Genomic DNA, 14669 nt, shown 5'->3' with positions numbered 1-14669 from the left:
CGCTCACAGGAACCACTCCAACCGGTTGCGCACCCGGAACAGCGCGAAGGCGCCCAGGCTGACCGCCGCAAGCAGAATAAGGCCCTGGAACAGCGGTTGCCAGAGCGGATCGAGATCGAAGACGAACAGCAGGTCGCCGATCGTGCGGAACGCCAGCGCGCCGAAGACCGCGCCGATCGCGCTGCCCTTGCCGCCGAACAGCGACACGCCGCCCAGCACCACGGCCGCTATCGAGAACAGCGTATAGGCGTTGCCGCTCGCATAGGCGGCGTCGCCGGTATAGGTGAAGAAGGTGAGGAACAGCCCGCCGATGGCCGCCACGAAACCGGCGAGCGTATAGGCGAGGAACTTGCCGCGCCGGATCGGCATGCCGGACATGTAGGCCGCGGTTTCGGAAGAGCCGGCGGCATAGGCGGCGCGGCCGTAGACCGACCGGCTGAACGGCACCCAGACCAGGACGACCACCGCCGCGAGCGCCACGAGGCTTGCCGGAACGCTGCCGAATATCCGCCCCGTCAGGGCATCCGCGAGGTCCTCGTTGACGGACCCGCCGGGGAATGGCCGCAGCAGCAGCGCAATACCGAAATAGACCGCGCCCGTCGCGATCGTCGCCACGATGGGCTGAAGCCGGCCGTAGATGACGATGGCGCCGTTGATCGCCCCGCAGAGCGCGCCGACGGCCAGCACGACGATGACGCCGAAGGCCGTCTCCAGCGGTGTGCCGACGACAAGCCAGGAGGCCAGGCAGTTGGTGAGCAGGAAGATCATGCCGATCGACAGGTCGATGCCGGCGGTGATGACCACCAGCGTCTGCGCCATGGCGATGAAGGCGAGAAGCACACCCTTGTTGGCAGCAGTCTGCACGACATTGGCCGTGAAACCCGCCGGATGGTTCGCCGTATAGATGACGAACATCAAGACGAAGATCACGAGCGCCGTCAGCGTGCCCCGTTGCTCGGCGAGCCGGTATTGCCAGTCCTTCATGACACGGCTCCCTCATGGATGCTCTCGGCGGAGCGAATGTTGAGCGCGCTGGCGATCAAGGCGTGTTCCGTTATCTCCGCCCCCACCAGCTCCCGTTTCACGGCTCCGTCGTAGAGGACGAGGACGCGGTCGCAGCAGCCGATGAGTTCGGCATAATCCGTCGAATAGAACAGGATCGCCGCGCCCTCGTCGGCCAGCCGGCGCAGCAGCTGGTAGATTTCCTGCTTGGTGCCGACATCGATGCCGCGCGTCGGATCGTTGAGCAGGATGATGCGCGGCTGGCGCATCAGCCATTTCGCGATGACGACCTTCTGCTGGTTGCCGCCGGAAAGCGCGCCCACCGGCGCGTCGATGCTGCCCGCCTTGATGGCGAGCAGCGTCATCATGCGGTCGATGAAATCCTGTTCCTTTGCGCGGTCGACGATGCCGGCGCGCGTCAACCGGTCGAGGGAGGCGAAGGAAAGATTGTCGCGCACCGTCATCGGCAGCATCAGCCCCTCGGTCTTGCGGTCTTCCGGGATGAGCGCCATGCCGATGCCGTGCGCACGCGCCTGCGACGGGCTGGCGATGGCGACCGGCTTGCCGTCGACGAGAACCGTGCCGCGCAGCCCGCGCAGCACCCCGAACAGCGCCAGAAGAAGGTCGCGCTGCCCCTGCCCGTCCAGTCCGCCGAGACCGACGATTTCGCCGGCGCGCAGCGAAAAGGATATGTCGTGCAGCCGGTCCGTCCAGGTGAGGTTGCGCGTTTCGAGGATTGGCGCGCTGTCCAGGCGACGGTCGGGCTTCGGCGGATAGACGCTGTGATATTCGCGGCCGATCATCATCTCGATGACCTCCTCGTCGCTCCTGGAGCCCGCCGGATAGCTTGCGACCTTGCTGCCGTTGCGAAAGACGGTGCAGTCGTCCGCCAGTTCCGCGATCTCGTTCATGCGGTGCGAGATGTAGAGCAGCGCCAGCCCTTCCGAACGCAGGCGCTTCAGCACCGCGAAGACCTTCGACACGTCGGCCGCCGTCAGCGCCGAGGTCGCCTCGTCGAGGATGAGGATGCGCGGCTTGCGCGCCAGCGCCTTGGCGATCTCCACCATCTGCCGGCGCGACAGCGGCAGGTCCTTGACCAGCGCGAGCGGATGGATGTCGTCAGCGCCGGCCCGCGCCAGCGCCTCTTCCGCCAGGCGCCGCTGGGCCTTGCGGTCGATCATGCCGAAGCGCGTCGGCGGATTGGAGATGATGATATTGTCGGCGACGCTCAGTTCCGGGATCAGCGACAGTTCCTGGAAGACGCAGACGATGCCGGCATCGTTCGCCGCCGCCGGCGAGGCAAAATCCACCGCCCGGCCGTCGAGCATCATCTGCCCCTCGTCCGGCGCCACCACGCCCGCCATGATCTTGATCAGCGTCGACTTGCCGGCGCCGTTCTCGCCCAGGATGGCATGGATGGCCCCCGCCCTTACCGACAGCTCGGCCTTTTCAAGCGCCCGGACCCCGCCATAGCGTTTCGATATGCCATCCATGCGAAAGAGCGGTGCGGCACGTTCCATTACTCTCCCCGAAAACCGTTTTGCCGAGGCGGGCATCGCACGCCTGCGCGATGCCCGATCTTGCCGGGCCTACTGGTTTTCCTTGCTCTGCCCCATGATCTCCTGCGCGGTGAAATTGATGCCGCAGCTGGGGAAGGCATTGCCGACGAAGAAATTGTCGGATTCGGTGGGGAAATAGTCCTGGCCATCCTTGAAATCGGGATCGGACGTGATGGCCAGCGGCAGCTTGACCTCCTGCGGCACGACCTGGCCTTCAAGTGCCGCGATCGCGGTCTTGATCGCAACCGCGACCTGGGCCGGACCGGACCCGGCCGACGTGCATTTCAGGCCCTCGGCGGCAAATTTGGCGCAGAACTTGCGGAAGCCGTTCTCCGTCTCGCCGCCAAACGGCACGAACGGATGTTTGGCATCGATCATCGCCTGCACGATGCCGGTATCGCCGCCCTGGCCGGTAATGCCGTCGAACGGGCCGCTGGTCGCAATGGCGTCCGCCGTCACCTTCTGGGCCACGCCGTCGTCCCATTTGCCCATGACCTCGGTGACCTCGAAGGTCTTGCCCGACGCGTTGAGCTTCTCATGGATCCCCTCGTGCCGGTCGGTATCGACCGACGTGCCGGCGACGCCGCGCACTTCCAGCACCTTGCCGCCTTCCGGCAGGTGCTTGACCAGCCAGTCGCCCCACAGCTCGCCGAGACCCTTCTGGTCGACATTGACGTTGATGGCGTCCTCGGTATCCAGGATGTTGTCGAAGGCGACCAGCACGACGCCGGCTTCCTTCGCCCGCTTGATGACGGGTGCGAATGCGGTCGGGTTCTGGGCGTTGACGACGATGGCGTCGTAGCCGGAATCGATGAAGTTGTTGATCGCCGAGATCTGGGCGGGCACGTCCTCACCCGTCGAGACGACCTTGAACTCTTTCAGCTTGGCCGCGACATCGGATTGCGCGGCATAGGCCTTGGCGGTCTGCACCATCTGGATGCGCCAGGTATTGGCGATGTAGCCGTTCGCCAGCGCTATGCGATAAGGCCCGTCCTTCTTCGGAAATTTGAGAAATTTGGTCTCCGCGGACCAGGGCGCAAAACACTCCGGCTCGGCGGATGGTCCCGTAACGATCTCGGGTTCGGCATAGGCCGCGGATCCAAGCATCAGGAATGCAGTGGCGGCAACGATGCCGCCAGCCAGTGACTTCACCATCAACATTTCCTCCCTTTTGGCGCGCGCCTTTTTCGGCCGTCGATCCGAAGGCGGAAACAGCACGAATAGTGCCGGCATCGGCACGCGGGATGCCCGGCTCAACCCCTGACGAAGCGTCCTGGTTCTCCTCCCGAAAACGCTGCTGTCTTGCAATTGGTTAGCGCTACCATGATAAATTGTAAAGGAATTTTTATCGGTCGAAAGGCACGGACTTTAGCCTATTATCAGTGAATTTACACATTCATGCATCGCAACGCAAAAAAGCTATTCACTTCCCATATGATAGCGCTATCATGCGCGCACGAGGGGGAGAACCATGGCTGACGATTTCGAAATTCTGGACCGGCGCTTCGCCCGTCTGGTCAATCACAGTGCCCGGGTGGAGCAGCTTCATACCGGATGCCGCTGGGCCGAAGGCCCTGCCTACTTTGCCGCCGGGCGCTACGTCGTCTGGTCGGACATCCCAAACGACCGCATGCTGCGCTACGACGAGACCGACGGTCACGTCAGCGTCTTCCGCCAGCCGGCGAACTTTTCCAACGGCAACACCACGGACCGGCAGGGCCGGCTGGTGACCTGCGAGCACGGTGGACGGCGGGTGAGCCGCACAGAGCACGACGGCAGCATCACCACGATCGCCGAGCGCTGGAACGGCAAGCGGTTGAATTCGCCGAACGACGTCGTCGTGCGCTCGGACGGCTCCATCTGGTTCACCGATCCCGCCTACGGCATCGAGACGGACTATGAAGGCCACAAGGCCGACAGCGAGATCGGCGCCTGCCACGTCTACCGCGTCGACCCGGCGACCGGCGAGATCGCCGCGGTCATCACCGACATGGTGCGGCCGAACGGCCTTGCCTTCTCGCTCGACGAAAAACAGCTCTATGTCGTCGATACCGGCCGCACGCACGGCCCGGAAAACCCCGCGCATATGCGGGTCTTCGATGTCGACGCCGCAGGCACGGTTTCGGGCGGGCGCGTCTTTGCCGATTGCACCGTCGGCCTGTTCGACGGCTTCCGGCTGGATGATGCGGGCCGGATCTGGACCAGCGCGCAGGACGGCATCCATTGCTACGACCCGGACGGCACCCTGATCGGCAAGGTGCGGGTTCCGGAAATCACCGCCAATTGCGTCTTCGGCGGACCCAAACGCAACATCCTCTACATCTGCGCGACCAGCTCGCTCTATGCGGTGCGGCTCATGGTCAACGGCGCAAGATAAACAAAGAGATAGAGCACTCTGCTAATCCTGTTTCATCGGGAGTGCTCTGGCAGGAGCCGACGTGGCAGACGACATCATCTCCAAGGACCGGGGCCGCAGGGCGAGCCGGCGCGGCAGCGGCCGGCCGACCATCGCCGACGTCGCCAAGCTCGCCGGCGTCGCCGCGATCACGGTGTCGCGGGCGCTGCGCGATCCGTCCCTCGTCTCGGCCGAACTGCGCGCCCAGATCGACACGGCGGTCGTGCAGCTCGGTTATGCGCCCGACCCGAACGCGCGCGCACTCGCCTCCTCGCGGGCCGATGTGATCGGCGTCCTCGTGCCGTCGCTGACCAACATCGTCTTCGCCGACACGGTGCGCGGCATCTATGATGAGCTCGGCGAAAGCCCGTTGCAGATCCAGATGGGCAACACCCACTATTCCCCGCGGGAAGAGGAGCGTCTGGTCCGCATGTTCCTGAGCCAGCGGCCCTCGGCGCTCATCGTGTCGGGCATCGACCAGACGCAGACCACACGAAAACTGCTCGAAACCGCCGGCTGCCCGGTCGTGCAGATCATGGAACATGGCGAGGATCCGGTCGACATGCTGATCGGCTTTTCCCATTTCGAAGGCGGCAAGACGGCGACCAACCACCTGCTGGAGGCGGGCTATCGCCGCATCGGCTTCATCGGCGCCCGCATGGACCCCCGCTCGCAACGCCGCCTCGCCGGCTATCGCTGGGCGCTGGAGGAGGCACAGCTCTTCGACCCCCGGCTGGTGACGACAACGCTGACCCCGTCGAGCGTGTCGCTGGGCGGCCAGTTGCTGGCCGATGCGCTGGCGAAAGCCCACGATCTCGACGCCGTCTTCTGCAACAATGACGACCTGGCCATGGGCGTGCTGTTCGAATGCCAGCGGGCGGCGATCGCCGTGCCGCACCGCATGGGCATCTGCGGCTTCAACGACCTCGACATGATGCGCGTCGCCTATCCGCCGCTGACCAGCGTGCGCACGCCCCGCTACGAGATCGGCCGGCGCTCCGTGCAGATGGTGCTGGACCGCCTGGCGAACCGGCCGGTTTCCCCGTCGATCGTCGATCTCGGTTTCGAGCTTCAAGTGCGCGAAAGCACGATGCGGTAGCACTTGCGGGCTTGGTGATCCTATCCTCCCGACCGCATCTGCGCGAGCAGCTTCTGGCGGAACACCTCGACCGGCGTCTGTATCCGAGGCACTTGCGCGGCGGCGTGTTCAACCGGTCGCAGATCTCCTTCAGATCATCGTCGGTGGGCGACGACGGCTCTTTCTCAGCTCTTCTTCTTGCTCTTGGCCTTGCGCTGCGGCTCCTCGCCCTCGATCAGTTGCAGCGCCTTTTCCGGCGGCGTGACGAGGCCGACGGAGATGATGAGCTTGGCGGCATCCTCGGCGCTCATATCGAGCGGCACCAGCTTTTCGCGCGGCACATAGACGAGGAAACCGGCGGTCGGAAACGGCGTCGGCGGCAGGAAGCAGGCGACCATGTCCTTGCCCATCGCCTTGAATTTCGAGGCGATCTCGCCGCGCGCATCCGTCGCCACGAAGACGATCGCCCAGAGGCCGGGGCTGGGATATTCGATCATCGCCGCCTTGTTGAACGACGTGCCCTTGTCCTTCAGCACGGTCTCGAAGATCTGCTTCAGGCTCTTGTGCACCGTACGGACAAGCGGCGTGCGGTTGAACAGCCCGTCGCCGAACTCGACGATCGAGCGGCCGATGAGGTTCTTGCCGAGGAAGCCGACCAGCGTGATCAGCACCAGCGCGGTCAGCAGGCCGAAACCGGGGATGGCGAACTGGAGGTAGCTTTCCGGGTTGTAGCGCGCCGGAATATAGGGTTTTACCCAGCTGTCGGCCCAGCGGATGAAGGTCCAGGTCAGCCATATGGTGATGGCGATCGGCGCGCAGATGACGAGGCCGGTCAGGAAATTGTTGCGCAGCCGCGTGGCGAGCGACTGTCTCGGGATGAGTTCGGTCATCGAATATCCAGCGTGAGGCGAGCGTGGGAGGCCACTCAGCCGTAGAAACCCGGATGATAGGAAACGGTTCCCCCGCCGTAAACCGGAGAAAACGCCACACGCATGAAATACTCCGGCGGGACGCCGTCGAGCGTCAATTTCGGGTCCGGCGCAAAGCCGAAGCGGCCGTAATAGACGGGATCGCCCAGCAGCACGCAGCCCGCGGCGCCCAGGGCCTTCAATCGTGCGAGCCCTTCGCGCACCAACCCGGAGCCGATACCCTCGCCCTGCCGCGCGGGATCGACGGCGATCGGGCCGAGGCCGTACCAGTCCGGGCTGCCATCGGAGACCGAGACCGGCGAAAAGGCGACGTGGCCGACCACGGCGCCATCGGCCTCCGCGACGAGCGAAAGCGTCAGGGCGCCGGCCGCACGCAGGCGGTCGATGATGATGTGTTCCGTGCCGTCGGCGTGCGGCGCCGTCTTGAACGCGGTCTCCGTCAGCGCGCGGATCGCGTCGATATCGCCGGCGCGTTCAGGACGGATGATCATTCCACCGTCACCGACTTGGCGAGGTTGCGCGGCTGGTCGACATCGGTGCCCATGAAGACGGCGGTGTGGTAGGCGAGAAGCTGGATCGGCAGCGAATAGATCATCGGCGCGATGATCTCGTCGACATTCGGCAGCACGATCGTCGCCATGGTTTCGAGCTTGGAGGCGGAAGCACCCTTCTCGTCGGTGATGAAGATGATCCGGCCGCCGCGCGCCGCCACTTCCTGCATGTTCGAGACGGTCTTGTCGAAGAAGCGGTCGTGCGGCGCAATGACGATGACCGGCATGTTCTCGTCGATCAGCGCGATCGGCCCGTGTTTCAATTCGCCAGCCGCATACCCTTCCGCGTGAATATAGGAGATTTCCTTCAGTTTCAGCGCGCCTTCCATGGCGAGCGGATAGCTGGTGCCGCGGCCGAGATAGAGCACGTCCTTGCACTTCGAGAGTTCACGCGAAAGCTGCTCGATCGACGGCTGGATGGTGTTGAGCACGCCCGCCATGACGCGCGGCATTTCGGCAAGGTTGCGCACCAGCGCCTTCTCTTCCGCCTCGCTGATCGTGCCACGCGCCCGGCCCGCGCCGACAGCGAGGGCTGCAAGCACCGCGAGCTGGCAGGTGAAGGCCTTGGTGGAGGCGACGCCGATTTCCGGACCCGCGAGGATCGGGAAGACGGCATCCGATTCGCGGGCGATCGACGATTCGCGCGTATTGACCACGGCGCCGATCTTCAGGCCGTTTTCCTTGCAGTAGCGCAGCGACGCGAGCGTATCGGCGGTTTCGCCGGACTGCGAGATGAAGAGCGCGGCCGAGGCCGGGTTCAGCGGGATCTCGCGGTAGCGGAATTCCGAGGCGACGTCGATCTCGACCGGCAGGCGGGCATAACGCTCGAACCAGTATTTGCCGACGAGGCCCGCGAGATAGGCCGTGCCGCAGGCGGATATGGCAAGGCTCGGCACCTTGGCGAAATCGATCGCCGAGGCAATGGGGCGAACCGTATGGGCGAGGAAATCGACATAGTGGCTGAGCGCGTGCGAAATCGCCTCCGGCTGTTCATGGATTTCCTTTTCCATGAAGTGCCGGTGGTTGCCCTTGTCGATGAGATAGGCGGCGGCGGAAGACACCTGGCGCGGGCGCTCGACGCGGTTGCCGTCGAGGCCGAAGATATGCGCGCCGTCGCGGCCGATCACCGCCCAGTCGCCATCGACGAGATAGGTGATTTCATTGGTGAAGGGGGCAAGCGCGATCGCGTCGGAGCCCAAAAACATCTCGCCCCGGCCGTAGCCGATGGCGAGCGGCGGGCCGCTGCGGGCGGCCATGATGGTCGACGGGTCGTCTTCGAAGATCACGGCGAGCGCATAGGCGCCGGTGACGCGGCGCAGCATGGCGTGCATCGCCTCGCGCCGGCCGAGACCGTCGCGGCGGTATTTCGCCACGAGCTGGGCGACCACCTCGGTGTCGGTCTGCGTGGCGAAGGTGGCGCCCCCGGCGATCAGTTCGTCCTTCAGCTCGGAAAAGTTCTCGATGATGCCGTTGTGCACGACCGCCACGCCATCGACGAAATGCGGGTGGGCATTGGCTTCCGTCGGCGCGCCGTGCGTCGCCCAGCGGGTGTGGGCGATGCCGAGGGTACCGGCAAGCGGCTCCTCGGAAAGGCGCTTTTCCAGGTTGAAGAGTTTGCCTTCGGCGCGGCGGCGCGCGAGCTTGCCGTCGACGATGGTGGCGACGCCGGCGGAATCGTAGCCGCGGTATTCAAGGCGCTTCAGCGCATCGACGAGCCGCCCGGCGACAGGCTGGTTTCCGACGATACCGACAATTCCGCACATGGCCCGCTCCGCGCTTTCGAAAAGTTTCTATTGCGTTCTTTTCGTAGTGGTTTTTTGCTGCGGCGCAACTCGCCGGCACTCACTTTCGATTGCAACCGTTAATGCAGGCGCCCGCTATTCGGCGGCCTTCTTCTTGGCATCCTTGAGCGCCTGGTTGCGCGCGCGGATCAGCACCGCCCTGCCCTCCTTGTTCTCCTGCCGCGCACGGGCGAAGGCGACGGCGTCGTCCGGCACGTCCATGGTGACGACGCTGCCGGACGCGATATAGGCACCGTTGCCGATCGAGACCGGGGCGACCAGCGACGAATTGGAGCCGATGAAGGCATGGGCGCCGATCTGCGTCAGGTGCTTGTTGATGCCGTCATAGTTACACGTGATGGTGCCGGCGCCGATATTCGTCTTTTCGCCGATGATGGCATCACCGATATAGGTAAGGTGGTTGACCTTGGCCCCCCGGCCGATCTCCGCCTTCTTCACCTCGCAGAAATTGCCGACCTTCGAGCCTTCGCCGAGATTGGCGCCGGGCCGGAGCCGCGCATAGGGGCCGACTTCGGCATCCGCTGAAATATGCGCGCCCTCGATATGCGAGAAGGAATGGATGAGGGCGCCGCTTTCGATCGTCACGCCCGGGCCGAAGAAGACGTTCGGCTCGATCGTCACGTCGCGCTCGATCTTCGTGTCAAAGGCGAGGAAGACGGTTTCGGGCGCGATCATCGACACGCCCTCCAGCATCATCTCCAGCCGGCGGCGCTGCTGCCAGAGCCGTTCGATGACGGCGAGTTCGGCGCGGGTGTTGCAGCCGGTCAGTTCCTCCTCGGGCGCCTCGACGGCGATGGCGTGGCCACCGGAGGCCCGCACCACCTCGACGATGTCGGTGAGATAATATTCGCCCTTGGCGTTGTCGTTGCCGATACGGTCGATGAGGTCGAGCGCCTTGCGCCCGTCGATCGCCATCAGGCCGCCGTTGCAATAGGTGATGGCGCGCTCGGCCTCGCTCGCGTCCTTCTGCTCGCGGATCGCGATCAGCTCGCCGTCTTCCACGATCAGGCGGCCGTAACCGGTCGGGTCGGCCGTCTCGAAGCCGATGACGACGACATCGACGCCCTTGGCAAGGCCGTCCCGCGCGGCTTTCAGCGGGGCGTCGGTGATGAGCGGCGTATCGCCGAACACGACGAGCACGTCGTCATACCCCTTGGCGATCGCATCGCGGGCGGCAAGCACGGCATGGGCGGTGCCGAGGCGTTCGGTCTGGATGTGCACGGAGTTCTTCACGGCGGCATTCTTCGCCGCCGCCTCGACCTTGTCGGCATCGCGGCCGAGCACCAGCGCGATATCGGAAATGCCGGCCCTGGCCAGCGCATCCACCACATGGGCGATCATCGGCCGGCCGGCGACGGGATGCAGCACCTTCGACTTGGAAGACTTCATCCGCGTGCTTTCGCCGGCGGCCAGGATCACGGCCAGGCAGTTGCGCTTCGTCCGGTCTGCAGTCATGGGAATCCCTCGTCCACTCGAAATCGTCGCCGTTCCTTAGCAAAAAGGCCGGGGGCGAGACAAAGGGATTTAATTGGCGCTGCGCAGGCGGCTTTCCGTCAGCAGTCCGCTTTCGTCGAGGATAGGATAGGCGACGGAAACGAGGTGCGCATTGACGCGCTTCAGGTCACGCAGCATGTCGAGATGCAGCGAGCTCGTCTGGAGGCTGTCGAGCCGGCCGTCGCGCAGGCGCTCCAGGTGCCGCTCGGAGGACTGTTTCTCCATGCGCCGAACATCGACCTTCACCTCGACCAGCTGGCGCGCCAGCGCCGCGTCGCGCGTGACGAAGATCGTTTGGGCGATGCGCAGGTTCTCGATCGTCAGGTTGAACAGGTTGGAAAGCTCCTTGTAGCCGTCGTCGGAGAATTTCAGGCCGTTGACGATTTTCTTGCGCACCTGCTCCTGCAACCCCTTCTCGATGATGTCGCCGACATGTTCGAGGTTGATCGCATAGTCGATGATGACGATCGACCGCGCGGCACCTTCGCCGCTGATGCCCTGCCGGCCGAGCCGCGAGAGGTAGATCTTCACTTCCTGCTGCAAGGCATCGACCTGCCGCTCCAGTTCGACGATCTCGCCGAGCGGGGCGAGATTGTTGTCGTTGAAGGCGCGCATGGAGCGGATCAGCATGGATTCGATGAGATCGCCGACGCGCAGCACCTCCCGCGTCGCGCCGGACAGCGCGATGACCGGGGTGGAAAGCGCCGAATCGTCGAGATATTTCGGCCCCGTCTCCGGCTGCTTTTCTTCCGGAACGAGCTTTTCCATGAGCCGCGATACGATCCCGGACAAGGGCCAGAGCACCAGCGCCACCACCAGGTTGAAGGCGAGATGCACGTCGACCGGCAGTTTGGAGGCCGGGATGGGCAGCAGCGCCAGCAGGTTTGCGACCTGTCCCGCGAAGGGCAGCACGCAGAGGCAGCCGACGCCCCGCACCAGCAGGTTTCCAAGCGTCACGCGCCGTGCCGACGCCGCCGCCTTCAGCGTGGCGATGACCGGCGGCACGGCGCCGCCGAGATTGGCGCCGAGCACGAGGATGACCGTCAGCGCCGGCGACAGGATGCCCATTGCCGTCAGCGACAGGATGAGCACGACCACCGCAAGGCTCGACGAGGAGATGATGGCAAGCACCGTCGAGAAGGCGAGCGCTACCGGCCAGGCACCGTCGAGCAGCGTCAGGAAGGCTGCGAGCGCGGGCGACTGGCGCATTGGCTCCGTCGCAAGGCTCAGCAGATGCAGCGACAGCAGCATGAGGCCGATACCGACCAGCGCGGCGCCGAGCCCCTGGCGCGCCGTCGAACTGCTCGACTTGTAGAGCACGACGCCGACGAGGATGACCAGCGGCGAAACCGATTCGATCCCGGTCGCCACCAGCCAGGCGGTGACGGCCGTGCCGACATTGGCGCCGAGCAGCACGATCTGCGCCATGCGGGCGCGCACAAGCTTGCGCTCGACGAAGGAGGCGATCATCAACGCGGTGGCTGTGGAACTCTGCAACGCGATCGTCGCGACGAAACCGGCAAAGAAGGAGCGGAACGGCCCGCGCGTGCCGAGCGCCAGTCCGGAGCGCAACCGCACGCCGAAAGCCCGCGTCATGCCGTCCTTCACCTGTGCGAGGCCGAACAGGAGCAGCGCAACCGCGCCGAAAAGGTTGATCATGACAACAGTGGATTCCACGTCGGTGCACCTCCATCAATATTGGTAAAAACCGGACTCACCTGCCTAATCCCGCATCCGATCACGAAGTTTCGCATCTTGATAGGGCAGAATAGCGAAATTCTGCCAATAATTTCAGAAAATTTTCGTTTGCCGGCAAAGGAAATCGGCACGGCCTGACACATTTGCGTCACCTCCCGTTTTCCCACGCATTGCGACGCCGCAGTAGACTTCAATTCCCGTGAACTTTCCGATAAGAGACGGTTTCCGGCCGCATGGCCGCCGATATTGAGGAAATTTAGACGATGCTCGAAGCCCTGAGACGCTCCTCCCAGACCTGGGTGGCAAAAGCCCTGCTGATCGTACTGGTCGGTTCCTTCGCTGTCTGGGGCGTTTCGAGCTCTCTCGTCACCGGCACGGCGAACTCCGTCGTGACCGTCGGCGACGTCAGCGTGTCGCCGACGGATTTCCGCCTCGCCTATGAGCGCCAGGTCGCCACCATGTCGCAGCGCTTCGGCATGCGGCTGAATGCCGAGCAGGCGCGCGCCTTCGGCATCGAGAACCAGGTCTTCGCCGAGCTCGTCGCGGGCGCCGCCCTCGACCAGCTGTCGCGCGACATGAACCTCGGCCTGTCGGAAGGCCGCCTCGCCCAGCTGATCGCCGACGATCCGGCCTTCCGCGGCGTCAACGGCCAGTTCGACCGCCTCGCCTTCTCCTCGGTGCTGCGCAATGCGGGCCTGCGCGAAAACGACTATATCAACAACCGCAGCCAGGTGGCGATCCGCACGCAGGTCGTCGAGGCCGTCTCCGACGGCTACAAGGCGCCGGACGTGCTGACCGAGGCGCTGCGCCAATACCGCAACGAAGCGCGCACCATCGACTATCTCATTCTCAGCAACGCCAATATCGACCCGGTCAAGGCCCCGGGCGACGACGTGCTCGCCCCCTGGTTCGAACAGAACAAGGCAAAATACCGCGCGCCGGAATACCGCAAGGTCGTCTATGTCGCGCTCGAGCCGAAGGACATCATGGACGCGGCCGCCATCACCGACGAGGCGTTGCAGGCCGACTATGACAAGAACAAGGAAAAGTACCGCACGCCGGCGACCCGCACGATCGAGCAGCTGACCTTCGCCGACCGCGCCGCGGCAGACGCCGCCGCCGCCAAGCTCGCGTCCGGCACGACCTTCGACGCGCTCGTCGCCGAACAGGGCAAGACCGCGACCGACGTGCTGCTGGGCGACTTCACGCAGGCGAACGTGCCGGACCAGAAGTTCGCCGAACCCGCCTTCGCCGTTGCCGCAGACGGCGGCACGACGCCGGTCATCGACGGCACCTTCGGCCCGATCATCCTGCGCGTGACGAACATCAAGCCGGAAAACCTGAAGACCTTCGACGAGGTGAAGGAAGAGCTGCGCAGCGAGCTGGCGCTGAGCGAAGCCGCCGACGGCATTCTCGCGGTGCACGACCGCATGGAGGACAGCCGCGCCGACGGCCTCGGCCTTGCGGAAGCCGCCGCCAAGAACAACCTGAAGGCCGTGACGATCGACGGCATCGACGCCCAGGGCAACGACCAGAAGGGCGAAGAGGTCAACGGCCTGCCGGAGAAGGCCGCCCTGCTCGGTGAGATCTTCAAGACGGATGTCGGCACGGAAACCCAGCCGATCAATGTCGGCCGCGAGGGTTATGCCTGGTTCGAAGTGCTCGACGTGATCCCGGATCGCGACCGCACGCTCGACGAGGTGCGCGAGCGCGTGGTGGCCGACTGGACGGCCGAGCAGCAGCGCCAGACGCTCGCCAAGAAGGCGGAAGAGCTGGCCGAGCGCGTGCGCAAGGGCGGCGATCTCGCCGCGATTGCCGGCGAACTCGGCATGGCCGTCGAAAACAAGGCTGGCGTACACCGCAGTGCGCAGGATCCGGTGCTGAGCCCGGCCGCCGTCGCCGCCGCCTTCGCCGGCCCGGTCGGCCATGTCGCCAACACGCCCGGCGTCGATGGCGAAGGCCAGATCCTGCTGAAGGTGACGGACGTGAACACCACCTCGGCGACCGACGCGCTTTCCAACGAGGACCAGCAGATTGCCGCCGTCGCGCGCGCCAGCGGCGACGACATCCTCGACCAGATGGTGAGCTCGCTGCAGACCGCCTATGGCGTGTCGATCAACCGCACGCTCGCCGAACAGAGCATCGCTCGATAGAGGAAGAC

Annotated in this window: 11 protein-coding genes and 1 pseudogene; 3 read left to right on the top strand and 9 right to left on the bottom strand. The window is 64.8% G+C overall.

The annotated features are described in order from the left end of the window. Positions 1–3: 3 nt before the first annotated feature. The 3 genes from VGN93_RS07680 to VGN93_RS07670 form a co-directional block, all read right to left on the bottom strand. A complete protein-coding gene (locus VGN93_RS07680) occupies positions 4–984 on the bottom strand; it encodes an ABC transporter permease (RefSeq protein WP_327506978.1) in 981 nt (326 codons plus the stop codon). Next, positions 981–2522 (bottom strand): sugar ABC transporter ATP-binding protein, encoded by a 1542-nt coding sequence (locus tag VGN93_RS07675; protein ID WP_327506977.1) that lies wholly within the window; start codon positions 2520–2522, stop codon positions 981–983. Before VGN93_RS07675 ends, VGN93_RS07680 begins: the two co-directional genes overlap by 4 nt. A gap of 69 nt (positions 2523–2591) precedes the next feature. Further along, positions 2592–3716 (bottom strand): sugar ABC transporter substrate-binding protein, encoded by a 1125-nt coding sequence (locus VGN93_RS07670; RefSeq protein WP_327506976.1) that lies wholly within the window; start codon positions 3714–3716, stop codon positions 2592–2594. 316 nt (positions 3717–4032) lie between these two features. Between VGN93_RS07670 and VGN93_RS07665 the strand changes: the two genes are divergently transcribed. Together VGN93_RS07665 and VGN93_RS07660 are read left to right on the top strand one after the other, a co-directional pair. Continuing rightward, positions 4033–4938: an SMP-30/gluconolactonase/LRE family protein gene (locus tag VGN93_RS07665; RefSeq protein ID WP_327506975.1), complete on the top strand. Its 906-nt coding sequence runs from the start codon at positions 4033–4035 to the stop codon at positions 4936–4938. 61 nt (positions 4939–4999) lie between these two features. Continuing rightward, positions 5000–6055: a LacI family DNA-binding transcriptional regulator gene (locus VGN93_RS07660; protein ID WP_327506974.1), complete on the top strand. Its 1056-nt coding sequence runs from the start codon at positions 5000–5002 to the stop codon at positions 6053–6055. A gap of 20 nt (positions 6056–6075) precedes the next feature. Here VGN93_RS07660 and VGN93_RS07655 read toward each other — a convergent pair. From VGN93_RS07655 to VGN93_RS07630, 6 genes and pseudogenes are all read right to left on the bottom strand, one after another. Then, positions 6076–6215, bottom strand: a pseudogene (locus VGN93_RS07655) (IS30 family transposase); the annotation flags it as partial. Positions 6216–6219: 4 nt separating this feature from the next. Then, positions 6220–6924, bottom strand: a complete 705-nt coding sequence (locus VGN93_RS07650; RefSeq protein WP_327506973.1) for a DUF502 domain-containing protein — start codon at positions 6922–6924, stop codon at positions 6220–6222. A 35-nt stretch (positions 6925–6959) separates the two neighbouring features. Next, positions 6960–7454, bottom strand: a complete 495-nt coding sequence (locus VGN93_RS07645) for an N-acetyltransferase (protein ID WP_327506972.1) — start codon at positions 7452–7454, stop codon at positions 6960–6962. Further along, a complete protein-coding gene (glmS, locus tag VGN93_RS07640; RefSeq protein WP_327506971.1) occupies positions 7451–9277 on the bottom strand; it encodes a glutamine--fructose-6-phosphate transaminase (isomerizing) in 1827 nt (608 codons plus the stop codon). The genes VGN93_RS07645 and glmS overlap by 4 nt, the downstream gene beginning before the upstream one ends. A 114-nt stretch (positions 9278–9391) precedes the next feature. Beyond that, positions 9392–10771, bottom strand: a complete 1380-nt coding sequence (gene glmU / locus VGN93_RS07635) for a bifunctional UDP-N-acetylglucosamine diphosphorylase/glucosamine-1-phosphate N-acetyltransferase GlmU (RefSeq protein WP_327506970.1) — start codon at positions 10769–10771, stop codon at positions 9392–9394. Positions 10772–10840: 69 nt separating this feature from the next. Beyond that, a complete protein-coding gene (locus VGN93_RS07630; RefSeq protein WP_327506969.1) occupies positions 10841–12487 on the bottom strand; it encodes a Na/Pi cotransporter family protein in 1647 nt (548 codons plus the stop codon). A 284-nt stretch (positions 12488–12771) separates the two neighbouring features. Between VGN93_RS07630 and VGN93_RS07625 the strand changes: the two genes are divergently transcribed. Continuing rightward, positions 12772–14661, top strand: a complete 1890-nt coding sequence (locus tag VGN93_RS07625) for a peptidylprolyl isomerase (protein ID WP_327506968.1) — start codon at positions 12772–12774, stop codon at positions 14659–14661. Positions 14662–14669: the final 8 nt, after the last annotated feature.

It is taken from the genome of Shinella sp., assembly GCF_035998705.1.
Taxonomy (GTDB): Bacteria; Pseudomonadota; Alphaproteobacteria; order Rhizobiales; family Rhizobiaceae; genus Shinella.
The sequence above is the reverse complement of the archived record's forward strand: the minus strand, read 5'-3'. Positions and strand labels throughout refer to the sequence as shown.

Coding starts and splice junctions, on each gene's coding strand:
- VGN93_RS07650 (WP_327506973.1), bottom strand. CDS start 6,924: ATGACCGAACTCATCCCGAGACAGTCGCTCGCCACGCGGCTGCGCAAC.
- VGN93_RS07645 (WP_327506972.1), bottom strand. CDS start 7,454: ATGATCATCCGTCCTGAACGCGCCGGCGATATCGACGCGATCCGCGCG.
- glmS (WP_327506971.1), bottom strand. CDS start 9,277: ATGTGCGGAATTGTCGGTATCGTCGGAAACCAGCCTGTCGCCGGGCGG.
- VGN93_RS07670 (WP_327506976.1), bottom strand. CDS start 3,716: ATGGTGAAGTCACTGGCTGGCGGCATCGTTGCCGCCACTGCATTCCTG.
- VGN93_RS07625 (WP_327506968.1), top strand. CDS start 12,772: ATGCTCGAAGCCCTGAGACGCTCCTCCCAGACCTGGGTGGCAAAAGCC.
- VGN93_RS07665 (WP_327506975.1), top strand. CDS start 4,033: ATGGCTGACGATTTCGAAATTCTGGACCGGCGCTTCGCCCGTCTGGTC.
- VGN93_RS07675 (WP_327506977.1), bottom strand. CDS start 2,522: ATGGAACGTGCCGCACCGCTCTTTCGCATGGATGGCATATCGAAACGC.
- VGN93_RS07680 (WP_327506978.1), bottom strand. CDS start 984: ATGAAGGACTGGCAATACCGGCTCGCCGAGCAACGGGGCACGCTGACG.
- glmU (WP_327506970.1), bottom strand. CDS start 10,771: ATGACTGCAGACCGGACGAAGCGCAACTGCCTGGCCGTGATCCTGGCC.